The sequence below is a fragment of the Sphingorhabdus wooponensis genome (assembly GCF_003933235.1).
Classification (GTDB): domain Bacteria; phylum Pseudomonadota; class Alphaproteobacteria; order Sphingomonadales; family Sphingomonadaceae; genus Sphingorhabdus_B; species Sphingorhabdus_B wooponensis.
This window is the reverse complement of record NZ_RWJI01000001.1, coordinates 176,507-199,608: the sequence shown is the minus strand read 5'-3', so window position 1 is coordinate 199,608 and position 23,102 is coordinate 176,507. Positions and strand designations below refer to the sequence as shown.

The 23,102-nt window shown below is 56.8% G+C and carries 30 protein-coding genes and 1 tRNA gene; 24 read left to right on the top strand and 7 right to left on the bottom strand.

Features of this window, described 5'->3' with window-relative positions; translation table 11 throughout:
* Positions 1–65: 65 nt before the first annotated feature.
* Positions 66–971 (bottom strand): prephenate/arogenate dehydrogenase family protein, encoded by a 906-nt coding sequence (locus D7D48_RS01025; RefSeq protein WP_125229527.1) that lies wholly within the window; start codon positions 969–971, stop codon positions 66–68.
* Positions 971–2,068: a histidinol-phosphate transaminase gene (gene hisC / locus D7D48_RS01020; protein WP_125229526.1), complete on the bottom strand. Its 1,098-nt coding sequence runs from the start codon at positions 2,066–2,068 to the stop codon at positions 971–973. The genes D7D48_RS01025 and hisC overlap by 1 nt, the downstream gene beginning before the upstream one ends.
* A 151-nt stretch (positions 2,069–2,219) precedes the next feature.
* Here hisC and metX point away from each other — a divergent pair, with 151 nt between their 5' ends.
* The 17 genes from metX (at position 2,220) to D7D48_RS00935 (ending at position 14,898) form a co-directional block, all read left to right on the top strand.
* Positions 2,220–3,341 (top strand): homoserine O-acetyltransferase MetX, encoded by a 1,122-nt coding sequence (gene metX / locus D7D48_RS01015; protein WP_425452499.1) that lies wholly within the window; start codon positions 2,220–2,222, stop codon positions 3,339–3,341.
* Positions 3,338–3,931: a methionine biosynthesis protein MetW gene (metW, locus tag D7D48_RS01010; RefSeq protein WP_125229524.1), complete on the top strand. Its 594-nt coding sequence runs from the start codon at positions 3,338–3,340 to the stop codon at positions 3,929–3,931. The genes metX and metW overlap by 4 nt, the downstream gene beginning before the upstream one ends.
* 152 nt (positions 3,932–4,083) lie before the next feature.
* Positions 4,084–4,425: a flagellar basal body rod protein FlgB gene (locus D7D48_RS01005; protein WP_125229523.1), complete on the top strand. Its 342-nt coding sequence runs from the start codon at positions 4,084–4,086 to the stop codon at positions 4,423–4,425.
* A gap of 2 nt (positions 4,426–4,427) precedes the next feature.
* Positions 4,428–4,832: a flagellar basal body rod protein FlgC gene (flgC, locus tag D7D48_RS01000; protein WP_125229522.1), complete on the top strand. Its 405-nt coding sequence runs from the start codon at positions 4,428–4,430 to the stop codon at positions 4,830–4,832.
* An 11-nt stretch (positions 4,833–4,843) separates the two neighbouring features.
* Positions 4,844–5,143, top strand: a complete 300-nt coding sequence (locus tag D7D48_RS00995; protein ID WP_125229521.1) for a flagellar hook assembly protein FlgD — start codon at positions 4,844–4,846, stop codon at positions 5,141–5,143.
* Positions 5,144–5,145: 2 nt separating this feature from the next.
* Positions 5,146–5,973 (top strand): flagellar hook-basal body complex protein, encoded by an 828-nt coding sequence (locus D7D48_RS00990; protein ID WP_125229520.1) that lies wholly within the window; start codon positions 5,146–5,148, stop codon positions 5,971–5,973.
* A 10-nt stretch (positions 5,974–5,983) separates the two neighbouring features.
* Positions 5,984–6,727: a flagellar basal body rod protein FlgF gene (locus D7D48_RS00985; protein WP_125229519.1), complete on the top strand. Its 744-nt coding sequence runs from the start codon at positions 5,984–5,986 to the stop codon at positions 6,725–6,727.
* Positions 6,728–6,752: 25 nt separating this feature from the next.
* Positions 6,753–7,541, top strand: a complete 789-nt coding sequence (gene flgG / locus D7D48_RS00980) for a flagellar basal-body rod protein FlgG (protein ID WP_125229518.1) — start codon at positions 6,753–6,755, stop codon at positions 7,539–7,541.
* A complete protein-coding gene (locus D7D48_RS00975) occupies positions 7,522–8,187 on the top strand; it encodes a flagellar basal body L-ring protein FlgH (RefSeq protein WP_125229517.1) in 666 nt (221 codons plus the stop codon). Before flgG ends, D7D48_RS00975 begins: the two co-directional genes overlap by 20 nt.
* Positions 8,187–9,275 (top strand): flagellar basal body P-ring protein FlgI, encoded by a 1,089-nt coding sequence (locus tag D7D48_RS00970; protein ID WP_125229516.1) that lies wholly within the window; start codon positions 8,187–8,189, stop codon positions 9,273–9,275. The genes D7D48_RS00975 and D7D48_RS00970 overlap by 1 nt, the downstream gene beginning before the upstream one ends.
* Positions 9,272–9,544, top strand: a complete 273-nt coding sequence (locus D7D48_RS00965; RefSeq protein ID WP_245964294.1) for a rod-binding protein — start codon at positions 9,272–9,274, stop codon at positions 9,542–9,544. Before D7D48_RS00970 ends, D7D48_RS00965 begins: the two co-directional genes overlap by 4 nt.
* The gene (gene flgK, locus D7D48_RS00960; RefSeq protein ID WP_125229515.1) at positions 9,541–10,869 is read left to right on the top strand and encodes a flagellar hook-associated protein FlgK; all 1,329 of its coding nucleotides are present in this window, start codon (positions 9,541–9,543) and stop codon (positions 10,867–10,869) included. Before D7D48_RS00965 ends, flgK begins: the two co-directional genes overlap by 4 nt.
* An 11-nt stretch (positions 10,870–10,880) precedes the next feature.
* Complete coding sequence (locus D7D48_RS00955) at positions 10,881–11,711, top strand: flagellin (protein ID WP_125229514.1); 831 nt, start codon at positions 10,881–10,883, stop codon at positions 11,709–11,711.
* 69 nt (positions 11,712–11,780) lie between these two features.
* Positions 11,781–12,644: a flagellar motor stator protein MotA gene (gene motA, locus D7D48_RS00950; RefSeq protein ID WP_125229513.1), complete on the top strand. Its 864-nt coding sequence runs from the start codon at positions 11,781–11,783 to the stop codon at positions 12,642–12,644.
* Positions 12,644–13,504, top strand: coding sequence for a flagellar motor protein MotB (locus tag D7D48_RS00945; protein WP_125229512.1), 861 nt, complete (start codon positions 12,644–12,646; stop codon positions 13,502–13,504). Before motA ends, D7D48_RS00945 begins: the two co-directional genes overlap by 1 nt.
* A gap of 159 nt (positions 13,505–13,663) precedes the next feature.
* The gene (locus D7D48_RS00940) at positions 13,664–14,713 is read left to right on the top strand and encodes a sigma-54 interaction domain-containing protein (protein ID WP_245964293.1); all 1,050 of its coding nucleotides are present in this window, start codon (positions 13,664–13,666) and stop codon (positions 14,711–14,713) included.
* A 98-nt stretch (positions 14,714–14,811) separates the two neighbouring features.
* A tRNA-Leu gene (locus D7D48_RS00935) sits at positions 14,812–14,898 on the top strand.
* Positions 14,899–14,926: 28 nt separating this feature from the next.
* Here the strand turns inward: D7D48_RS00935 and D7D48_RS00930 are convergent.
* Entirely contained in the window at positions 14,927–15,520 is a 594-nt protein-coding gene (locus tag D7D48_RS00930) for a TlpA family protein disulfide reductase (RefSeq protein WP_245964292.1), read from the bottom strand.
* Between D7D48_RS00930 and argH the strand changes: the two genes are divergently transcribed.
* From argH to D7D48_RS00895, 7 genes are all read left to right on the top strand, one after another.
* Positions 15,519–16,907, top strand: a complete 1,389-nt coding sequence (gene argH, locus D7D48_RS00925) for an argininosuccinate lyase (protein ID WP_245964291.1) — start codon at positions 15,519–15,521, stop codon at positions 16,905–16,907. The genes D7D48_RS00930 and argH overlap by 2 nt on opposite strands.
* On the top strand, positions 16,904–17,209 hold the full coding sequence (locus tag D7D48_RS00920; protein ID WP_125229510.1) for a hypothetical protein: 306 nt from the start codon (positions 16,904–16,906) through the stop codon (positions 17,207–17,209). The genes argH and D7D48_RS00920 overlap by 4 nt, the downstream gene beginning before the upstream one ends.
* Before the next feature lie 6 nt (positions 17,210–17,215).
* On the top strand, positions 17,216–18,478 hold the full coding sequence (gene lysA / locus D7D48_RS00915) for a diaminopimelate decarboxylase (RefSeq protein ID WP_125229509.1): 1,263 nt from the start codon (positions 17,216–17,218) through the stop codon (positions 18,476–18,478).
* 9 nt (positions 18,479–18,487) lie between these two features.
* Positions 18,488–19,267: a precorrin-2 dehydrogenase/sirohydrochlorin ferrochelatase family protein gene (locus D7D48_RS00910; protein ID WP_185739741.1), complete on the top strand. Its 780-nt coding sequence runs from the start codon at positions 18,488–18,490 to the stop codon at positions 19,265–19,267.
* 14 nt (positions 19,268–19,281) lie between these two features.
* On the top strand, positions 19,282–20,115 hold the full coding sequence (gene proC / locus D7D48_RS00905; RefSeq protein WP_245964290.1) for a pyrroline-5-carboxylate reductase: 834 nt from the start codon (positions 19,282–19,284) through the stop codon (positions 20,113–20,115).
* Between the two features lie 117 nt (positions 20,116–20,232).
* Positions 20,233–20,706, top strand: a complete 474-nt coding sequence (locus D7D48_RS00900) for a PaaI family thioesterase (RefSeq protein ID WP_125229508.1) — start codon at positions 20,233–20,235, stop codon at positions 20,704–20,706.
* Positions 20,703–21,110, top strand: coding sequence for a PaaI family thioesterase (locus D7D48_RS00895; protein ID WP_125229507.1), 408 nt, complete (start codon positions 20,703–20,705; stop codon positions 21,108–21,110). The genes D7D48_RS00900 and D7D48_RS00895 overlap by 4 nt, the downstream gene beginning before the upstream one ends.
* 19 nt (positions 21,111–21,129) lie before the next feature.
* Here D7D48_RS00895 and D7D48_RS00890 read toward each other — a convergent pair whose 3' ends face one another.
* From D7D48_RS00890 to D7D48_RS00875, 4 genes are all read right to left on the bottom strand, one after another.
* Complete coding sequence (locus tag D7D48_RS00890) at positions 21,130–21,642, bottom strand: type III secretion system chaperone family protein (RefSeq protein ID WP_125229506.1); 513 nt, start codon at positions 21,640–21,642, stop codon at positions 21,130–21,132.
* Positions 21,643–21,749: 107 nt separating this feature from the next.
* The gene (locus tag D7D48_RS00885) at positions 21,750–22,058 is read right to left on the bottom strand and encodes an accessory factor UbiK family protein (protein WP_125229505.1); all 309 of its coding nucleotides are present in this window, start codon (positions 22,056–22,058) and stop codon (positions 21,750–21,752) included.
* Positions 22,059–22,094: 36 nt separating this feature from the next.
* The gene (locus tag D7D48_RS00880; protein ID WP_125229504.1) at positions 22,095–22,646 is read right to left on the bottom strand and encodes a TspO/MBR family protein; all 552 of its coding nucleotides are present in this window, start codon (positions 22,644–22,646) and stop codon (positions 22,095–22,097) included.
* Positions 22,647–22,794: 148 nt separating this feature from the next.
* Positions 22,795–23,094 (bottom strand): hypothetical protein, encoded by a 300-nt coding sequence (locus D7D48_RS00875; protein WP_125229503.1) that lies wholly within the window; start codon positions 23,092–23,094, stop codon positions 22,795–22,797.
* Between the last annotated feature and the right edge of the window lie 8 nt (positions 23,095–23,102).

Below are 23,102 nucleotides of genomic sequence, written 5' to 3'. Positions count from 1 at the left end.
TAAATACACCTTCGCGGCGTCAAAATGGCCGCATACCGCGAAGGTGTATTTATGTGGTCCTGACCCTAATGCTTGCGTCCGAAATCAGGCGCATCATCATCCTGCCCCTGTTCAACAATCGACCGCCGGATATTGCGGGTGCGGGCAAATAATGACTCAAGCTCATCGCCTTTGCCGTACCGGATCGCGCGTTGCAGCGCGCTTAAATCTTCGGAAAAACGCTGCAGCATTTCCAAGACGGCGTCCTTGTTAGACAAGAACACATCGCGCCACATGACGGGGTCGGACGCGGCGATACGGGTAAAATCGCGAAAACCACCGGCGGAATATTTAATCACTTCGCTTTGTGTCACGCCTTCCAAATCATCAGCTGTGCCAACGATGGTATAGGCAATCAAATGCGGCAAATGGCTGGTGACGGCAAGAACCATGTCATGATGGCGCGCATCCATAAGTTCGACATCAGCGCCAAGCTGCTGCCAAAAAATGCGCAGGCGCTCAATAGCAACTTCAGGCGCATTTTCAGGCGGCGTTAATATGCACCAACGGCCCTTGAATAAGGTGGAAAAACCAGCGTCGGGACCACTTTTTTCGGTACCCGCTACGGGATGGGCCGGAATGATGATCGCGTCCGGCAGCACCGCAGAAAGCGCCTCTGCCACGCTTTGCTTGCACGAACCCACGTCACTCACAATCGCATCGGCAGGCAGGTCTGCCGCGAACTCCGCCGCTACCGCGCCCATCGCGCCAACAGGTACGCACAAAATGACGAGGTCCGCGTCCAGCACCGCCGCGCCCGAGGTGTCGGTCACATCATCGCAGATACCCAACGCAACCGCACGTTTGCGTACAGCCGGGTCGGCATCATGCCCCGTAATACGCACCGCTGGCATCTGCGCCCTGACCCCGCGCGCCACCGACGAGCCAATAAGCCCAAGGCCAATGATTGTGAGGCGCGCAAAGGGTAACATTATGCGTTCGCGTCTAAAATCTGACGCAAGGCCGACATGACACCGCGATTTTCATCTTCCGTGCCGATGGTGATCCGCAAGCCATTGCCCAGCCCCTGCCCAGGCAACCAGCGGACGATATAGCCTTCGGCCATTAACGCATGATATGCGGTTTCTGCGCTGCAGGTGCCTTCAAACAAGACCATCAGGAAATTGCCCCAGGATGGAATGACCTTCAATCCATGGTTGGACAAGGCCGCAAATTCTGTGACCATCCAGTCACGCCATATGGCATTATGCTGACGGCTGCGCGTCACGAAATCTGTGTCCGCAAGTGCAGCAATCGCAGCCGCCTGTCCTGCGGCTGTCACATTAAATGGCGCACGCACGCGGTTGAGCGTCGCGATCAGGCCCGCATGGCCATAGCACCAGCCAATGCGTTCTGCCGCAAGGCCGTAAATTTTTGAGAAAGTCCGCGTGATCAGGACATTGTCATGGCGGCGTGCCAGTTCCAATGCGGCGGGACCGTCATCTTCCAGATATTCGCCATAAGCCTGATCCAGCACCAGAACGCAATTTCCGGGCAAGCCCGCATGCAGCCGCGCAATTTCGGCGTCATCGGTATATGTGCCCGTAGGATTATTGGGGTTCGCCACAAAAACCACGCGTGTTTTATCGGTCACCAAAGCGAGCAACGCATCGACATCGGTACCATAATCCTTGTCCGGCGCGACAATCACATTGGCTGCCGCTTTGCGAGCCGCAATGTCATAGACCGAGAAACCATAACGGACATAAATGATATCATCGCCTGCGCCCGCATAGCCCATGGCAATGAGGTTCAGCAGCTCATCCGAACCCGTGCCGCAGACGATTTGATCGCTATCAATCTCATAGGCCGCGCCCAATGCTTCACGCAAAGCAGTGCAAGCCGGGTCAGGATAGCGGGCCAAAGACGTGCTTTTGTCCACCAGCGCTGTCGCAGCCGCAGGGCTGCACCCCAACGGGTTTTCGTTCGCCGATAATTTAATCAGCACGCGGCCATCGTCCGACTTTGCTTTGCCGGGTGTATAGGCGCTGATCGCTTCAATCCATGGTTTGGCTATGGGTGTGTTCATGCCCGCGGCCATAGCGGCGGCAGCGGCGAAGCGCAACGTGTCGCCAACGCGCTGGTGTCAGGACCTATTAAATATTTAAGTGGTCCCGACCCTAACACTTCTTTTGCGAGTTTCTGTTGTTTCGCACGAAACCGCTGATATGGCGTTCCTCATGCAGAATGATACGCGTTTCGGTCTGGATAAAAAGACACAGTTGCCTGGGCCAGTGCAGCTCGACAGCGGCGTTGCATTTGCGCCTGTCGACTTTGCCTATGAAACTTATGGTACGCTGAACGCCGACAAATCCAACGCCATCCTGATTTGCCACGCGCTGACCGGTGACCAATATGTGGCGTCGAACCACCCCGTTACTGGCAAGGCAGGCTGGTGGACGCGGATGGTTGGCCCCGGCAAACCCATCGACCCCGCGCGCCATTGCATCATTAGCATAAATGTTCTGGGCAGCTGCATGGGATCATCTGGCCCCGCCAGCATCGATCCGGTCACAGGCGCGCCCTATGCGATGGGTTTTCCCGTTATCACGATCGCCGACATGGTTCGTGCGCAGGCGCTTTTGCTGAACCATTTGGGCATCGAAACATTGGAGGCCGTGGTGGGCGGATCCATGGGCGGAATGCAAGCATTAAGCTGGGCTGCCCTCTACCCCGAACGTGTCCGCTCAGCAGTCATCATTGCATCCACCGCGCGGCATTCGGCACAGAACATCGCCTTTCACGAGGTTGGGCGTCAAGCAATTATGGCGGACCCAAGCTGGAACAATGGCGCTTATTATGGGCATGAGGCGCCGGCTGCTGGCCTTGCCGTTGCCCGCATGGCGGCGCACATCACTTATTTGTCGGAAGCGGGCCTGACGGAGAAATTCGGTCGTCGTTTGCAAAATCGCGATGCCAAAAGCTTTGGCTTTGATGCCGATTTTCAGGTCGAAAGCTATTTGCGTCACCAGGGCCTTAGCTTCGTCGACCGCTTTGATGCCAACAGCTATCTCTATATAACACGCGCGATGGACTATTTCGATCTGGCTGAGCCGCATGACGGCGTGCTTGCCAAGGCATTTTCAGGCACCAAAACGCGTTTTTGCCTCATCAGTTTTGACAGCGACTGGTTATATCCAACGGCGGAATCGCGGCGCATTGTGCATGCCCTGAACGCCGCAGGCGCGGCAGCGAGTTTTGTGGAACTGTCCAGCCCCTTTGGCCATGACGCATTTTTGTTGGAAGCGCCCGAAATGAACCGCATTGTAGACGGCTTTTTGCGTGCGGGGGAAAGCCGGTGACCACGTTACGCTCCGACCTTGCGATTATCGCCCGCGAAGTGCGCCCCCATGCCCGCATCTTGGATGTCGGCTGTGGCGATGGCCTGTTGATGGCGGCATTGCGCGACACCAAGCACGCCGACGCGCGGGGAATGGAGCTAGATACGCGCGATGTTGCGACCGCGGTCGCACGCGGCCTTTCGGTGGTGCAAGGCGACGCCGATACGGATTTGGCCGATTATCCCGACGGTAGCTTTGACTATGCGATTTTAAGCCAGACGTTGCAGACCACCAAAAGGCCGGATCTCGTGTTGGATCATCTGGTGCGGATTGGACGGCAGGCTTTTGTCTCCTTCCCCAATTTCGCACAATGGCGCATGCGTTTGGCCCATATGTTTGGCGGACGCATGCCTGTGACGGAGCAGCTTCCCCACAGTTGGTATGACACGCCCAACATTCACCATGTGACCATCGACGATTTTCGCAGTTTTTTGGCCGAGCGCGATATTCGCATCGAGGGGCAATGGTTTTTGTCGGGTGACAAGCCGCGCAATGAACGCCTTGCCAATCTCCTCGCGGAACATGCGGTGTTCCTGCTGCGACGCGATTAAGCCGCGTCGGAATTTTGACATGGGCCTGTCAGGTACATGTCATTTCAATATAATATATTGATTTTATGTTGTTTTTCTAAAACTGGCACAGCCATTGCAATATCCCTTTCGTTCGCGCCCACAGGCGTGATGCTGCTACGAAAGGAATGGCCATGCCGGCCTTGGATAACATATTTGGAATTCATGCCACCGCGCTGAAACTGCGTGAGCAAAGATTATCTATTCTCGGCTCGAACATCGCCAATGCGTCGACGCCAGGATATAAAGCGCGCGACATTGATTTTTCTTCGGCGCTCCGGCTCGCCGAAAATAGCCAGTCGACCGAAAGCGCAATGCTTTATCGTGTGCCGCTGCAGGCATCATTGGATGGCAACACCGTTGAAATGGCGACTGAGCAAACCGCCTTTGCCGAAAATGCGCTGGCCTATCGTTCCAGCCTGTCCTTTCTCCAAGGCCGCATCGGCACACTCACCCGCGCGCTGAAAGGGGAATGAAAATGGCCGACGGACTTTCCATTTTTGACATTAGCGGCCGCGCCATGGCGGCGCAGCTTATCCGGCTGAACACATCAGCCACCAACCTTGCCAATGCGGGAACAGTATCGGGCAGCGAGGCCAAGGCCTTTCGCGCGATGAAACCTGTGTTCCGCACCGTGATGGGGGAGGCAGGTCAGGCGACCGTTCAGGTTGAACGCATCGATACCAGCAAGGCGACGCCCGTCAAACGCAATGACCCCAATCATCCGCTGGCTGACCAAGACGGCAATGTCTGGGAAGCGGCCGTCGATAGCACCGCCGAAATGGTCGAGATGCTCGAAATCTCCCGCCAATATCAAAATAATGTGCAGGTCCTTGCCACCGCAAAAGGCCTGATCAGCGAAACCTTACGCCTCGGCCAATGAAAGGCATAATCATGACCAGCATAGCCCCAGTAAATTCTAAAAACCTGCCCGTTTTGTCAAAGGACATGGCCGAAAAGAAATTGGGCCAAACCGATTTCCTACGGCTGATGACAACGCAGTTGAAGGCGCAAGACCCATTCAGCCCTGTCGATAACCAAGCGATGGTTGCGCAAATGGCGCAATTTTCAAGCGTTGCGGGCATTTCGGAAATGAATGTCGCGTTGAAATCCATCTCCGAACAAATCAGCGCGCAGACCGCTTTACTGGCGGACATCAAAGCCGCGTCCACACCTAAACCTGCGGGAGCATAGACATGTCATTTTTCACCTCATTATCGGGCCTAAAGGGCGCACAGACGGATTTATCGGTCATATCCAACAACCTCGCCAATGTCGGCTCGGCAGGCTTTAAAAAAAGCCGCGCCCAATTCAGCGATGTGTTTGCAGGATCGCCGACGCAAAGTTCTAAAACACAGGCCGGGCAAGGTAGTCGCCTGAACGCTGTGGTGCAGCAATTCACGCAAGGCACGCTGGAGGCAACGGACAAGACGCTTGACCTTGCCATTGCCGGTGAAGGATTTTTCGTAACCCGCGGTGAGCCGCCGCGCGCGGCGGTTACATACACACGTAATGGCGCGTTTCAGGTCAATACCAACCGCCAGGTCGTCGATACAATTGGGTCGACACTGCAATTGCTGCCGGTGGATGCAAATGGCAATGTGACGTCGGCAACAATTGCCAGCGCGACGAACTTCGTTCTGCCCACCGCCTCACCCACCAACCCGAATGTCTCCCTCATCAACGTGTCCATCGGCATTGATGGGCTTGTCACCGCCACTTATGCCGATGGTTCCGACCAAATGCTGGGCAAAATTGCTATGGCAAGCTTTACCGCGCAAGAGGGGCTTCGCCCTATTGGTGACGCGCACTGGCAATCCACGGGTGAGAGCGGACAACCAGCCATTGATTCGCCCACCAATGGCCCCTTAGGCTCCGTCCGTTCTGGTGCATTGGAACGCGCCAATGTCGATGTGACCGAGGAATTGGTCGCCTTGATTTCCGCGCAACGCAATTTTCAGGCCAATGCAAAGGCCATCGAAACCGCGTCGAACATGACCCAAGCCATTGTGTCTATTCGGTAAGGACTGAACGATGGACCGTCTTATTTATACCAGCCTGACCGCTATGCGCGGCTCCATGGCCCGGCAGACGGCCATCGCGCACAATCTGGCCAATGCCAACACCCCCGGTTTCCGCGCCGATCTCGCCGAGGCACAATCGTTATGGCTCGAAGGCCAGCAACTCAATAGCCGCGCTTTTGCATCCGAAGCGGTGCAGGCCGCCGATATGAAGGCAGGTACCGTGGTCGCCACAGGCCGCGATTTGGACATCGCATTGTCGGGTGATGGCATGTTGGCGGTGCAAGCCGAAAATGGTGAAATAGGTTACACGCGGCGGGGCGACCTGATGCTGTCGTCTACAGGATTGCTGACCACAGGCGATGGTCGTCCTGTGCAGGGCACACAGGGCCCACTGACCTTGCCGCCGTCGGACGCCATCAACATCGACGATCAAGGCCGCGTCTGGATCGTGCCCGTGGGCGGCGATGCAACACAGCCGCAGCAATTGGACCAAATATTGTTGGTTAGCCCAACAGGTTCCGACGTGGTGAAGGGCAATGACGGCCTGTTCCGCGTGCGCGGCGGCGGCACTTTGCCGGCCGATCCCGATGCGCGTGTCATCACGCGAAGCCTTGAAAGTTCCAACGTCAGTGCGACCGAAGCCTTGGTCGAAATGATTGAGGCCAGCCGGTCATGGGACACGCAATTGAAAATGCTGAACGACGCACGCGACATGGATGCGGCGACCGCCGACCTCATGTCGCTTACCCAATAAACCTGCCCGAAAAGGATGAAGTCTGATGTCTAATGGAGCCCTCCACGTCGCCCGTACGGGCCTTGATGCGCAAAATATGCGGATGCAGGTCATCGCCAACAATCTGGCGAATGTGAACACCGTTGGCTTTAAACGCGACCGTGCGAGTTTTGAAACCTTGGCCTATCAAGCCAGGACGGTGGCGGGTGCGGCGTCTTCGGCGGAAAACCAATATGCCATTGGCACCAATCTTGGCACGGGCGTTCAAATCAACGGCACTGCGCGTATTGATACGCAAGGGACGCTGACCAACACGGGCAACAGCCTTGATCTCGCGATCGAAGGCGCTGGCTATTTTCAAATACAAATGCCCGATGGCCGCAATGCGTTTACTCGGGCGGGGGACTTTAGCCTGTCCGCCGAAGGCACGTTGGTCACCAGTGACGGCATGCCCGTTCAGCCGCAAATCCAAATCCCACAAGACGCAACCGCCATATCGGTCGGCGCCGATGGCACGGTTTCTGTGCAAGTGGCAGGCCAGTCCGAACAGACGCAGGTCGGACGGCTTGAACTTGCGCGGTTCACAAATGCGGCAGGGCTGCAATCCATTGGCAATAATCTGTTGCTCGAAACCCCTGCATCCGGTGCTCCGCAAATTGGCGCAGCGGGCGAAGAAGGACGCGGCGGCCTGCGCTCTGGCGCATTGGAAGCCAGCAACGTCAATGTCGTCGAAGAATTGGTCGACATGATCGAAACCCAGCGCGCGTATGAGGTCAATTCCAAGATGATCCAAGCGACTGATGAGATGATGCGCAATGCCACGCAGACGCTTTAACCTTATTCTGCTGGCCTTGCTGGCGCTGCCCATAAGCGCCGAGGCCAAAAAGAACAAAGCGGCTGAACCCGATTACGGCCCGACTTTGCCCGCCGCGCCATCGCCTGCGTCGTCCAATGGTGCGATTTTCCAGATCGGCCATTACAGCCCGCTCACATCCGGCGCGCGGGCCAGCCGCGTTGGTGACATCATCACCATCACTTTGGTCGAACGCACCAGCGCCACAAAAAGCACCAGTGCGACCACTGGCCGCAATGGCAGTATTGGTCTTAGTCCGCCCGTCAGCGGGCCATTGAGCTTCTTCAATGCCGGCGATGTAAACATAAGCGGCGATCAGTCGTTTAACGGCAAAGGCGAAACGGCCCAGTCCAACGCCCTGTTCGGAGAATTGAGCGTGACCGTCGCGTCTGTCTATCCCAATGGCAATATGCTGGTGAAGGGTGAAAAGGCTTTGACGCTCAACCGCGGCGACGAAAATGTGCAATTTACCGGAATCGTCCGCCCTGCCGACATCAGCATCGATAATCGCGTGCTTTCGACACGCGTGGCCGCCGCGCGTATCTTCTACACGGGCAAAGGCGAAATTGCCCGTGCAAGCCAACAGGGCTGGCTGCAACGTTTCTTTTCCAAAATGAGCCCCTTCTGATGCGCGCGCTCTTGCTTTGCCTTGCCTTGCTGTTTGCGCCGCCGGCTTATGCGGAGCGCATTAAGGATATTGGTCAGTTTCAAGGGCTGCGCACCAACCAGTTGACGGGCTATGGCATCGTGGTCGGCCTAGCTGGCACGGGTGATGATAGCCTGGATTACGCCACCCAAGGCGTGAAAGGCGCGGTATCGCGCTTTGGCATCAACTTACCGGCTGGCATTAACCCCGCGCTCAAAAATGCCGCCGCGGTGATGATCACAGCGGAGCTTCCGCCCTTCGCCAAACCCGGGCAACGGCTGGACATTACCGTATCCGCCCTGGGCAAGGCCAAATCCTTACGCGGCGGGACGCTGATTATGGCCCCGCTTTATGGCGCGGATGGCGAAATTTACGCGATGGCGCAGGGCAATTTGGTGGTTGGCGGGCTTGGCGTCGATGCGGCCGATGGTTCCAAACTGTCGGTCAATATTCCGTCGGCGGGCCGCATCAGCGGCGGTGCGTCGGTGGAGCGCGCCGTCGACACGGGCTTTGCGCAATCCGAAAGCTTGATATTCAATCTGGCGCAATTTGACATCAGCAATGCAGGTTTGGTCGCAGACGCAATTAACAAGAAATTGGGTGCAGGAACGGCCGCCGCGATGGATGGCGCATCAATCCGCATCAACACGCCCGTGGGCGGCGAAGCACGCATTCGTTTGATGGGCATCATCGAAAATATTGAGATTAAGCGCACCGCACCGCCTGCCCGCGTTATCGTCAATGCACGGACAGGTACAGTCGTCATAAACGGCGCAGTGCGCGTTGGCCCTGCCGCCGTCAGCCATGGCACATTGACCGTCCGTGTCGACGAGAACCCGATGGTGGTGCAACCTGCGCCCTTGAGCGCGGGCCAGACCATGGTTGAGCAATCCAGCGAAATTAGCGTCGAAGAAACACGAAACCCTGCATATCTATGGGATAAGGGTGCGTCGCTTTCCGAAATCGTCAAAGCCATCAACCGGTTGAATGTTTCACCCGGCGATCTGGTCGCCATATTGGAAGCCTTGTCACAGGCAGGTGCGTTGAGCGCGGAGCTGGTGGTCATATGATGACGCTTAAACCCATCAGCGCCCCGACCATTGCCGCGCAAAAACCTGACCCAGAATTGCGCAAAGCTGCCGAAGCGTTCGAAGCCGTCATGCTCCGCCAGATGATGGCGAGCATGCGCAAGGCAAAGCTTGCCGACGATATCATGGGTTCAAGCGCCACCGACAATTTTCGTGAAATGGCCGATGCGCGCGTGGCCGATAGCATATCGGCATTGCGGCAATTCGGCATTGCCGATCTGGTCGAAAAACAACTTAAGGCCGCACGATGAGCGACTTACTCGCCATCGGTGCTTCGGGCGTCAAGGCTTATGGCCGCGCGCTCTCGGTTGTGGGTGATAACATCGCCAACGCCCAAACCGATGGCTATGTTCGGCGGACGGTGCGGTTAGAAGAATCTCCCGCCGCCAGAGATATGGGCCTATCGCGCAACAATCTCCGCCCGGGCGGCGTCAGCGCCGCGGGTGTCACGCGCGAGTTTGACCAATGGCTGATCGATGATGCGCGCATCGCCTCGGGCGAGGCTGCGCGACAGTCAGCCCGTCTGAACTGGATATCCGCAACCGAAAACGCGCTTGGCAATGGCGGCAATGATATCAGCGCCACCGTAACCGCGATTTTTGCAACCGCAGATCAGCTCAGCGCCAATCCGAATGATGCCACTTTACGACGTCAATTTCTCAACAATGTCGACGACAGCGCCAGTGCATTTCGGCAAACGGCCGATGCATTAAGTTCCGCCGCAAATGGTGTTGCGATGGAAGCGCGTAGCGCCGTGGACCAACTCAACACCGACTTATCGGCGCTTTCGCGAGTCAATGACGGCCTGCGCCGCGCGCGCGCTGGGTCAAGCAATGAAGCAAGCTTGCTCGACGAACGGGATCGCCTTGTCGGGAACATCGCCACCGCAATCGACATTGATGTCGGTTATGATGCGAACAATGCCGCCATCGTCCGCACCTCTGCTGGCGATCCATTGGTCGAAGGGGATAATGTCGCCACTGTGACGCTGGGTGTGTCCACAGGCGGGCTTTTGTCTTTCGGCATTGCTCCAGCAACTTTACTAATACCCGCCTCGGGTCGGCTGGCGGGCTTGGCCGATGGCGCCGCCCATATATCCGGCCAACATACGGCACTGGATGCGCTTGCGGCACAATTTGGTACGACGCTGAATAGCGCACATCAGACAGGCGTCGACGCCAATGGCGCGCCTGGAAAGCCATTATTGAATTATAACGGTTCCGCCGCCGAATTGACGGCAACCGCGCTGGCCATCGCAGAGGTTGCGACCGCGAACGCCACGGGCAGCAACGGCAATATTCTGGCCTTCAACGCCGTCCGCGCGAGCAGCGGTATTGAACAGGATATCAGCGCCTTCATCACACAGCAGGCGCAGATAACATCCGCCGTCCGCGCGCAGGAGGCCGCCGCCAGCGGACGGCGCGACGGTGCGTTTGCCGCACGCGATGCCGTTGGCGCCGTCGACCTGGACCGCGAAGCTGCAGATCTTCTGCGGTTTCAACAAGCTTATGAGGCGGCCGCCCGCACAATTCAGGTCGCACGGGAAACCATGCAAACCATGCTCAACATCTTCTGAAAGCCAAGGCGATGATTAACGGAACCGGAAGCCGCATGACGCAAGAGGTCAGCCGCCAAGCGCGTCTGGCGGCGCAAATTGCCGCAAAGCAAACGCAAATATCCTCCGGCAAGCGTCTGCAACGCGCATCCGATGATCCCGGGGCGGCAGCGCGCATAACAGACCTGACCCGCACACAGACCAATGACAGCGCGCGCGCGCGCAACATTAGCTTGGGAATCAGCCTTGCAGCGCAAGCCGACGGGCAGTTGCGTAATTTGTCCGACCTTTTGGCACGCACGCGTGAGCTTACTATTTCTGCGGCAAGCGCCGGCCTGAGCGCGTCTGACCGCACGACCATGTCGCGTGAAATAGTGTCTATGGCCGATGAAATTGAGGCCATGGCGGCGGTGAAGTCTCCGCTTGGCGAGGCATTATTTCCAGACGGCAATGCGAACCCCATCCGCTTTGACGACGCCATCGCCTTCGCACCCGTGCCCCCCCGTCAGGCCATTTTCGAAACGGGTGGCATCGCGATAACGCACATCATGCGGGACGCAGCCAGCGCCATTGCGGCAGGCGACATGCCCTTAATAGGTGCAGCGTTAACGGCGCTGAGCGGGGCGGTGAACCATGCCGCCGATGCGCAAGCGGAAATCGGCATCAATGCGGCGCGGCTCGACCGATTACAGGAATATGCAACGCAGCGGGAAATCACGCTGAGCGAAGAACTTTCTAAGCTTGCCGACACCGACCTGAGTACAGCCATTGCTGAGCTGAACAGTATGACATTGACGCTTGAAGCCGCACAGGGTGCATTTGCGCGCATCAACCGACGGACTTTAATGGATTTTCTTGCTTAAATTGCCGCAATAATCTCTGGGCCCAGCCGTTTAACCAGCCGACAGTTCCACGCAGAGGCCAGATTTTCCATGTTAGCCATCATCGGTATCATTGTTTTGCTCGTCATGGTGTTTGGCGGCTTTGCAATTACCGGCGGCAATTTGGCACCGGTGATGAAAGCCTTACCGGCCGAAATGCTCATCATTGGCGGCGCCTGTGCGGGTGCCTTAATCATCGGCAATTCGGTCAATGACCTAAAGTCGCTTTGGGCCAGCCTGATGAAGGTGTTTAATGGCCCCCAATATGGAAAGCAGGATTATCTCGACTGCATCTTCTTGGTCGCAAAACTGATGAAAATGATGAAAATCGATGGGCCAGTCGCGATTGAACCCCATATCGAAGACCCCGACAATTCGATAATCTTTAGCGAATATCCAAAATTGCTGAAAGATAAGACGCTCATTCATTTGATCTGCGACACCTTGCGGCTTGTCGTTGTATCCTCCGGCACGCTTGATCCACATGCGGTCGAAGAAGTGATGGATAATGCCATCAAGAACCACCATCACCACAATATCAAGCCAGCCGACGGCTTGCAGGGCCTTGCCGATGCGCTTCCAGCGCTGGGCATTGTGGCGGCGGTGTTGGGCGTTGTTAAAACCATGGGCTCTATCGACAAACCACCTGCCATCCTTGGCGGCATGATCGGGTCTGCCTTGGTAGGTACATTTTTGGGCGTGTTACTGGCATATGGACTGGTTGGACCCTTTGCCAACCGCGCGCGCCAAGTCATTGAGGCCGATGCCGCTATTTATCATGTCGTCAAACAAATGATCATCGCGTCGCTGCACGGCCATCCGCAGCCATTGGTTATCGAGGCCGCCCGTTCGGGTATTGAACATTCCAATCAGCCAAGCTTTGCTGAGGTCTTTGACGGGATGCGAGGTCGGTAATGCCGAAACCAGCCGCGCCTATCCGTCCGGTCATTGTCAAAAAAATATATGAAGCACCGCATTCGGCGCATCATGGCGGCGCTTGGAAGGTAGCCTATGCCGACTTCGTCACGGCGATGATGGCATTCTTCCTTTTAATGTGGCTTTTGGGCGCCACGACCGAGAAACAGCGCAAAGCGTTGGCGGACTATTTCGCGCCGACATTGGTGGCGAGTAAACAGGATACGGCGGGTTCCACAGGCTTTTTTGGTGGCGATTCCATTACCTCAGTCGACAATTACCCAAATCGTGCTGGCCAGACAGGGACACGCAGCATGTCTATTCCTCGTGATGCAACCGGTGGCCCAAAAGAGGCGACTGGACTTGGCCAAGATAAAACCAATTTTAAGGCCGTACGCGACAAGCTGGTCAGGAAAGTCAATTCGGACAAATCGATGAAGCGCTTTGCGCAAAGCCTGCGGATTACTGAAACACGCGAGGGCATGCGTATTGACCTGATCGACGACGCCAATTTTGCCATGTTCATATCGGGAACTGACATCTTGACCCCCGATGCCCTTAATCTTTTGGCCCAAGTCGCCGAAACCCTGCGCGGGCTACCAAATGGCCTGATCATTCGTGGGCATACCGATGCGCAACCTGTGTCCGCACGCTTAGGTATTAACAACTGGCAGCTCTCATCCGCCCGCGCAGAGGCCACGAGAGCCCATTTGGTCCGGTCAGGAATTTCAGATTCGCAATTTTTGCGCATCGAAGGCGTAGCTGATCGAGAACCCCTTTTCCCCAAAAATCCCTATGATTCGCGCAACCGACGCATGTCGCTGACGCTGGGTTGGCGGACGGTTTCAGAAGGCAGATAGCATCCCAAATTGGATGTAAAGTTTTGTAAAGAAAATCAGTGAGATAGCAACTGCAACCCATATCGGAACAGAATCGAATTTCTGCGCAGCTTGTTAACCATCTGTTTACTTTATTGCCCAATTTAGCTCCCAAGACCTTATTTTGTTGGGAAAATTTTAATGACCTCGCATATGTGCGTCGACACGGCGGTAATCGCCAAGCCGATCGCGATTGAAGAATATTTGATTGGCGATAGCGCGCCTATGCGTCTGTTGCGGGATATGGTTCGACGCGTGGCGAACGCGTCTGCGTCCGTGATGATCTGCGGCGCGTCGGGGTCAGGCAAAGAGGTTGTCGCCCGCGCCATTCATGCGGCCGGCCTTCGGGCAACCAAAGCTTATGTCGCGCTGAACTGTGGCGCTATTCCCGCTGAGTTGATTGAATCCGAATTGTTCGGACATGAACGCGGCGCATTTACCGGCGCACAGGCGCGGCGCATTGGCCATTTTGAAAATGCGCATAAGGGCACGCTGTTTTTGGACGAAATTGGCGACATGCGTTTCGACATGCAGGTTAAGCTTCTGCGCGTTCTGGAAGATGGCTTGGTATCGCGCGTCGGCGGCAACAGCGCATTGCCCGTGGATGTCCGCATCATTTCGGCAACGCATCAAAATCTTGAGCAGGCGATTGCCGACGGACGTTTCCGGCAGGATTTATATTTTCGCTTGGGCGTCGTCCTGTTGCATGTGCCAACGCTCGCCGAACGTGCCGAGGACATACCCCAATTGATTGCGCATTTTCAGCGCGGCAAACATAAAGCAGAGCATTGCCATTTTGACTATTCCGCTATCGTGCAGCTGCAGGCGCATGATTGGCCCGGCAATGTTCGAGAACTGCGTAACATCGTAGAGCGCGCAAATGTATTATTCCATGGCGAGACCATTGATGCCTTTGCTGTGGACCAATTGCTTGGCCGCGCTGCCCCACGGATGAATATAAAGCCACGTGCCGCGCCAGTGCCCGATGCAGCGCCGCCCCAGCCGGAAACATGGGACGCGCCTATTGACCTTAAGGCGCAAATTGAAGGGATTGAATTGGAGCGTATCCAAACCGCTTTGGGCCACGCCGATGGCGTCATATCTGAGGCTGCGCGCTTGTTGACGCTAAAGCGCACCACCTTGATTGAGAAAATGCGCAAATATGGCGTCGACCGCGTTGTGCTGCAGTAAGTTCAACACGAGACGCCTTGGCATCACCGAAACGATAATGCCTGTTGCGCCTACCGACACGCTTTGCTAGGGGCCGCCTCCTACCTGTCTAGGCGCGTGCGGCCATGGCGGAATTGGTAGACGCGCAACGTTGAGGTCGTTGTGGGCGAAAGCCCGTGGAAGTTCGAGTCTTCTTGGCCGCACCATTTTTTAGCTCATCGGCGCAACCACGCATCAATCTGCAGCGCGCAACAGCTTTGCCATTTCGGCGTCATCCCATTCGACACCGCCCGCAATCCGCCAGACCTCTTTGCCTGCGCTATCGTATAATATGGTCGTGGGCAGCGCGATGGCGTTGTTGAATGCGGTCAAAATCGCGTTGTCAGCATCGGTATAGGGCACCAGATTCTTGACCTTAGTCTCTTTGAAAAAGGCCAAGACGGGCGCGCGTCCTTCAAGATCTTGGGATACCGCAATCACTGCCATCCGGTCCTTTTCCAGCTTTGCCAGCGCATCCAAGGTCGGCATTTCGGCCTTACAGGGGGCGCACCAGGTCGCCCAAATGTTGAGCAACAACGGCTTGCCTTCAAAATCTGCTAAAGTCACATCCTGTCCATTGGCGTCCGCAAAGGGCGCGGTAGGCGCCTTTTGGCCTGCAAATTTGTAACTGAGCGTGGCGCGCGCGCCATGTGCACTTTCCAATATGATATCCGCCTTACCTGCGGCAGCAGAGTTTTCGGCAGATGCGGGTTGCGCTTGCCCCTCGGCTGGGGTTTCTTTATCGCATCCCGTTAACACCAGAAGGATTAGGGCAATTACAAAGCGCATGTCGGATTCCAATAGCATGTGGGGCGGCCGGTTCGGCGAAGGCCCCGGCGCAATTATGCGCGAGATAAATGCCTCCATCCCATTCGACAAGCGTCTTTGGCAAGAGGATATCGCGGGCAGCAAAGCGCATGCCGATATGTTGGCCGCGAACGGTATCATTTCCAATGCGGACAATGCCGCCATCCAAAAGGGGCTCGACGCGGTCCACGCCGAATATCAAGCCAATGGCGTGCCTGTTGATCTGACGCTTGAAGATATTCACATGGTCACAGAAACCCGCCTGCGGACGCTTATTGGCGAACCTGCCGCGCGCCTGCACACCGCCCGATCCCGTAATGATCAGGTGGCGACCGATTTCCGTCTATGGGTGCGCAATGCGACACAAGAAATCGACGCTGGCCTGCGCGCGTTTCAATTGGCGCTCGTTGCCCGCGCCGAAGAACATGTCGGCAGCATCATGCCGGGCTTCACCCATTTGCAAGTGGCGCAGCCGGTGACGCTGGGTCATCATTTGATGGCTTATTATGAAATGGCAAAACGCGACCGTAGCCGCTTTGCCGATTGTCGCAGCCGCCTGAATCTCTCGCCTTTGGGGGCTGCCGCCTTGGCGGGCACATCTTTCCCCATTGATCGCGCCGCCACCGCCGCTGCACTTGGCTTTGATGGTCCAATGGGCAACAGCTTGGACGCTGTATCCGACCGTGACTTCGCTTTGGAGTTCCTGACGGCGGCGGCTCAGACCGCCTTGCATTTATCGCGTCTCGCCGAAGAAATGATTTTATGGGCATCGCAGCCCTTTGGCTTCATCGCGTTGCCCGATGCCTGGTCAACGGGCAGCTCAATCATGCCGCAAAAGCGCAACCCTGACGCGGCCGAGCTGGTGCGTGGCCATGCTGGGCGGATCATGGGTTGCATGAACAGCCTGATGATCACCATGAAGGGCCTGCCCTTGGCCTATTCCAAGGATATGCAGGACGACAAGCCACCGGTGTTTGAAGCGTATGACCTGCTCGCTTTATCCATTGCGGCGATGACGGGGATGGTCGCCAATGTGACGTTCAATACGCCGCGCATGCGGGAAGTCGCAGACACCGGATTTTCAACCGCAACCGATTTGGCCGACTGGCTCGTGCGCGCATTTGCCATGCCCTTCCGGGAGGCGCATCATGTAACCGGAAGCGTTGTGAAGGCGTGCGAAGCGCGCGGTATTGGCCTGTCGGATATTAGCGCTGACGACCTTGCCGCGATCAACCCCATGCTCGCAGGCTGTATTTTGCCTGACCTATCGATTGATGGTTCTGTCGCCAGCCGCACCAGCGCGGGCGGTACCGCGCCCGTGCGCGTGCAAGAAGCAATAGCGGCGGCAAAAAAGGAACTTGAGGCATGACATTGCAACGCATCCTGTGTGTGACCATTATCGCTCTTGCGGCCACGGCATGCGGCAAAGTCGGCGACCTTGAACCCCGTTCGGGCAATGCCTTGCCGCCAAAGGCCTATGGCCAGACAGCCGAGCAAAGCGCGGGCGTGTTAACGACACCATCGGTGCAGGCGCGTCCCGGGCGTACCGATGAATTGTTGAAACGTTCGGAACGGCGCGAGGATGATCCCTTTGACATTGCGCCGGGGGAGAAACCCAAACCGTTAAACCCCGAAGCGCAAACGCCAGCTGCCAAAACTGAGCCCGAATAAATTTCTATGAACCATTTTCACCTTATCGATGGCGTATTGCACGCCGAAAATGTGCCTTTGGCCGATATCGCGGATGCCGTTGGTACGCCCGTCTATGTCTATTCACGGGCCACATTCGAACGACATGCGCAGGTGTTTCGGGCGGCTTTGTCTGGACTGGATAATCCGCATTTGGCCTTTGCGGTAAAATCGAACCCGAACCTCGCCGTATTAAAAATTTTGGCGCGGCAGGGCTATGGCGCCGATGTCGTGTCAGGCGGCGAAATGGACCGCGCACTGGCCGCTGGCATGGCCGCTGAAGATATTGTCTTTTCCGGCGTTGGTAAAACTGCCGAAGAAATGACCCGCGCCTTGAAGGTGGGCATTGGCCAGTTCAACATTGAATCGGAAGAAGAAGGCGTGGAGCTGGCGGCACTGGCCGCTGCGCTTGGCCTAACGGCGCAGGCTGTGTTGCGTATCAATCCTGATGTGGACGCAGGCACGCATGGCAAGATTTCAACGGGCAAAGCGGACAATAAATTTGGTGTCGGCATTGACCGCGCGCCGGGCATTTACGCACGGCTAAGCACTTTGCCGCATCTACACATGCGCGGTGTCGCCCTGCATATCGGCAGCCAGTTGACGAGCCTCGAGCCGCTTGAAACCGCTTTCCAAAAAGTGGGCATATTGCTGCAGGAATTGCGTGGCGCAGGACATGAGGTCACGCATGTCGACTTAGGCGGCGGCCTTGGCGTGCGTTACCGTGACGGTGACAATCCGCCGGAGCCTGCCGCATATGGCGCGATGGTGGCGCGCGTGACCAAGGATTGGGGCGTGCGGTTAATGTTCGAACCCGGCCGCGTGATCGCGGGCAATGCGGGCGTCTTGCTGACGCGGGTCATTCGCGTGAAGCCTGGCGCGGGTAAAGCGCCGTTCGTGATTGTTGACGCTGCGATGAACGACCTCGCCCGTCCAGCACTCTATGATGCTTGGCATGATTTTGAGGCGGTTGTGCCAAATGGGCAAAAGATGATGGCCAACATTGTTGGCCCCGTCTGCGAAACCGGCGATACCTTCGCTATGGGCCGCAACATTGACCCCGTTGCCCCCAATGATCTGGCTATTTTCCGGACCGCTGGCGCTTATGGTGCAACGATGGCAAGCACCTATAATAGCCGTGGATTGGTACCCGAAGTCCTCGTCGATGGCGAAAAATTCGCGGTTGTCGCGGAACGGATTGCGCCTGCAACGATATTGGCGGCGGAGCATGTGCCCGACTGGCTGAAATAGGAACGCGCTTTGGACCAGCTGCCGATTTTTGTGAATTTGAAAGACCGGAATGTCATTTTGGTCGGCGAAGGCGAAATGGCGGATGCCAAACGGCGGCTGATCGAACGCGCAGGCGGTATATGTGTTGATGCGGGTGACACGGACGCACGTATCGCGTTTGTCGCCATCGCCGAAGAAGACGAAGCCTGCGCCGCCGCCGATGCATTGAAAGCGCGCGGTTTGCTCGTCAATGTCGTGGATCGGCCTGAAATCTGCGATTTCACCACGCCAGCCATTGTAGATCGAGCGCCTGTTTTGGTGGCGGTTGGGACCGGCGGCGCCTCGGCGGGAATGGCAAAGGCCATTCGTCAGCGGATTGAAACCTTGTTGCCCGAAACTTTGGGGCCCCTTGCCAATGCAATTTCGGCTGCGCGCACCGCCATTCGTGACCGCTGGCCAGCGGGGCCACAGCGCCGCCGCGCGCTGGATCAGGGCTTTGCCGCAGGTGGCCTGCTCGACCCATTTGGCAATCACACGCCCGACACGGTCGCGCATTGGTTGAAAGTCGCCGACGAACCCAAAAGCGACCGCATCATCGAAATTACGTTATTGTCGGATAATCCCGATGACCTGACCTTGCTGACCGCGCGTTTATTGGGTGAGGCCGACCATGTTTTTCATGATGCGAATGTCCCATCTGCGATCCTTAATCGCGCCCGCGCGGATGCGGTGCGCCATGCAAGCCCGCCACCCATGCCCGCGCCAGAGGGCTTATCGCTGTTCCTGCGGTTGCCGTTCACGCAAGGATAGGGCATGAGGTTGGCTTGAACAGTATCAAGGTCGTCCATTTGTCTGCTTTTCCATCGAAAATCTGTTTCTACGGCTGCGGCAATATGGGCAGCGCGATGCTACGCGGCTGGCTTGCGGCTGGCGTATCGCCGGACAGTTTCCATGTGGTCGACCCTGCCGCCAATGACCTGCCCGCGGGTGTTACGGTGTCGCGGTCGGCCCAAGAGGTGCAGCAGCCGTTTGATATACTGATTTTAGGTATAAAGCCGCAGCTTCTATCATCGCTCGCCGCCGACATTGCGCCATTACTTGCGCCCGGCGCATTGGTGATTTCTATACTTGCGGGCACAACAACGCAGACTTTGTCGGCTGCCTTTCCAACTGCGCGGATTGTCCGGCTGATGCCCAATTTGGCGGCCGCTATCGGCAAGTCCCCGCTTGGCGTGTTTGCGCCCAATGAAACGGCATTGGTCAAAGCAGACATCGCAACGTGGCTCGCGCCATTGGGGGCGGTCATCTGGATAGACGACGAAGCCCATATGGATGCGGTCACGGCGCTGGCGGGGTCAGGCCCTGCCTTTATCTACCGCGTCATTGATGCGCTAACCAAAGGCGGGGAAGCAACGGGGCTACCACCAGAGGTTGCCGCGCAACTGGCGATATCCATGACCGAAGGGGCCGCGATTTTAGCTGCGACGTCACCCGAAACACCCGAAATACTCGCCGCGCGAGTCACCAGCCCGGGCGGCACAACCGCCGCTGGCCTTGCGGTGCTGGACGCAGATACGGCGTTAGACAGATTGATGACGCAAACCCTGCGCGCGGCACGCGACCGGGGGACAGAACTCGCCAAGGGGGAAGGAAAGTGACCTTGAGATGCCCATTGCCCCTTGCGGACGTTTCACATCTGGCTGGCTTTGCCTATGAGCAGCTTTCGAAAGCGCGCTTAGCACCGACATTTCCTGCAACAATTGCGAGTGAATAAAATGGCATTTGGCAAACCTGATCTAGGCAGCATCACGCCAAAGGGCGCGGCCTTTGACCCTGCCTTGGTTAACAAGATGATGGGTAAATTCGGCCATGGCGGATTTCTCGACATGGAATATGTTGGCCATGGCGATGACTGGGTTGAGCTGGCGATTGATTGGCGCGAAGATCTTGTTGCGGACCCCGACACGGGCATATTGGCCTCTGCCGTGATTATCAGCCTCATGGATAACGCCACCAGCATGTCAATCTGGACCAAGCTGGGTGAGTTCCGTCCACAAGTGACGATGGACCTGCGGATTGACTATCTGCGGCCATCGCCATCGGGCGAACGCGTTTATGGTCGTGGAATTTGCTATCATTTGACCAACAGCATCGGTTTCGTTCGTGGCTTTGCCCATAATGGCAATCCAGACGAACCCTTGGCCCATGCCAGCGGCACGTTCATTCGCATTGGGGACCGCATAGCATGACCGATTTGCTCGCCCTTCCGCCTTATGCCCGCGCGCTTGATATGCGCATTGTCGACGAAATCGACGGCGCGCCCGTTATCGCGATGCCTTTTGCCGACCGTGTTCAGGGCCGGCCCGGCTTTTTGCATGGCGGGGCCATTTCTGGCTTGCTCGAGATTGCAGCTATCGTCGCTATTCACCGGGCCTTGCGCGCCAAGGGTAGCGATTCTGCCATCAAGCAGGTCAATGTCACTGTCGATTTCATGCGCGGGGGCGTGAACGAGATGACCTATGCCATAGGCGAAGTCACGCGCCTTGGCCGAACCATGGCCAATGTTGAGGCACGGGCATGGCAAGAAGATCGGGATAAGCCCATCGCCATGGGCTATATGCATTATCTGATTAAAGCAAAACGTACGGACTAGGGTCGGGACCTAAGCGCGTTTACGCCTCGCCATGCGTCTCGATCATGGCGCTAGCGATGGCATCTTCGGGTGTTTTGTCGCCCCAGATGATGAACTGGAACACAGGATAGAAGCGCTCACATTCGTCAATCGCAACGTCAATGATGGTTTGCGCTTGGTCAACACCCAGCAGGCCATTTGAAGCCATCAGGCTGCCATGGCGGAACAACAATATGCCATTGGCCGACCACATGTCGAAATGGCCGAGCCATAATTGTTCATTGATAAGGCCAAGCGCCGTGTAGACATGCGCCCGCTTGTCCGTCGGCACGGTGATGTCCGGCAATATGATCAGTTGAAGCGCATTGTCTTCCTCACGCCAAATAGCGCGGAGCTGATAACTGGCCCAACTGCCCTTATATTCAGCGGTGATTTCGTCTTCACCTTCCAGTTCAAATGACCAGCCGCGCGCTTCGAACAAAGCCGCAAGCATGTCTACGGGCGCGGATTCATCGCGCTCGAATTGCTCATATTGTTCGTCTGCGTCGTGCATGATGATTGCGCCTGTGGTGTTGAGCCGAGTCTGCCCCCTGACGGACTCGCACGCAAGGGCCTTGCGGCGACGCGCAACATTAGGCTGTGGGCCAACTGTGGAAAAGTTTAGGCGGAACCCTTTGCCGACTTGGTCGCTGGCTTCGCCTTGGCAGGGGCCGCGCCGCCTTTTGCGTGCAATGCCGCTTCTAAGGCTGCGACCCGCTTACCTAACGCATCAGCTTCGGCGCGGGCGTTGGCCGCCAATGTTTTGACGGCATCAAATTCTTCGCGGGACACAAGGTCAAGACCGCCAGCCCATTCGCGCGCGCGTTCACGCACGCTCGCTTCGGCCTCACGCCCCATGCCCGCCACGGTTCCGGCAACGCCGTTCAAAACCTTGGCTAAATCGTCAAAAATGCGCTTTTCGCTTTGCATGATATTCACTCCATTGCGGTCGGGGGTGGACCGATATTATCCTATTTGGGAAGTTACAGCCGGAACGTAAAGGCTTTCCGCGTCAGGATTAAGCTGATCGATCTGAAAATTCAAAATAGCTGCAAAACTGATCCACACCAAATAGGGCACCATCAGCCACGCCGCAGCCTTGCGCACCCGCGCAAATGCGAAGGTCGTGGCGATTGCCACGCCAAGCATGAGGAGAATGATGAAAAAGGCGGCGGTCACTTGATGTGCACCAAAAAATATCGGTGACCAAGCGAAGTTGATCACGAGCTGAGCCAGAAAAAGAAGGATTGCTCTATTGCGATCCCGCGCGCCGCGTGCGCTCAACACCATCGCAAATGCCAAGCCCAGCATGAGATATAGAGTGGGCCAAACGACACCGAATACCCAACCCGGCGGCTGGATTTCGGGCTTAAGCAATGTTTGATACCAAGCGTTTTCGGCAGTTGAGCCGGACATAGTGCCGGAAAGGAAACCCAGAAACATGATCGTCGGGATCACAAACAGCGCCCAACGTACCAAGGACATGCGCGACTGCGACGGGGGAACAAGCTGGTTCATGACGTGGCTCCGATCTTGATCATCGCGATTCGGAGGAAACGCGTTCTTAAGCAACATAAGCATTGGCGCTACATAGAACAAGGCCGCCTACCCGGTGGGGTAGACGGCCCGTCATTCGCGTATCAGCGCAAAACGCGCGCTGCGACCTTTACTTGCGTGTGCCGGTCAAGCCCATCGAACCAAAGGCACCAGCCTTTACTTCGCCGGTCATGGCATCACCCGACACGGTAGCTGTTGCGTTCAAATGCATAGGCATAGGCACAGTGATGTCCATGCCCCAGCTCAACGTATCACCATCTACAGTGCCGCTGGCAATATCCATGGAACCCAGTCCACCGGACATCTGGCCAGAAAAGCTGCCGCCGTCGCTTTTGACGGTCAACACTGCTTTTTGGTCACCCATTGGGCTTTTGATTGTTACGTCCCAATCACCATCAACTGCTGCCATATCCTTGC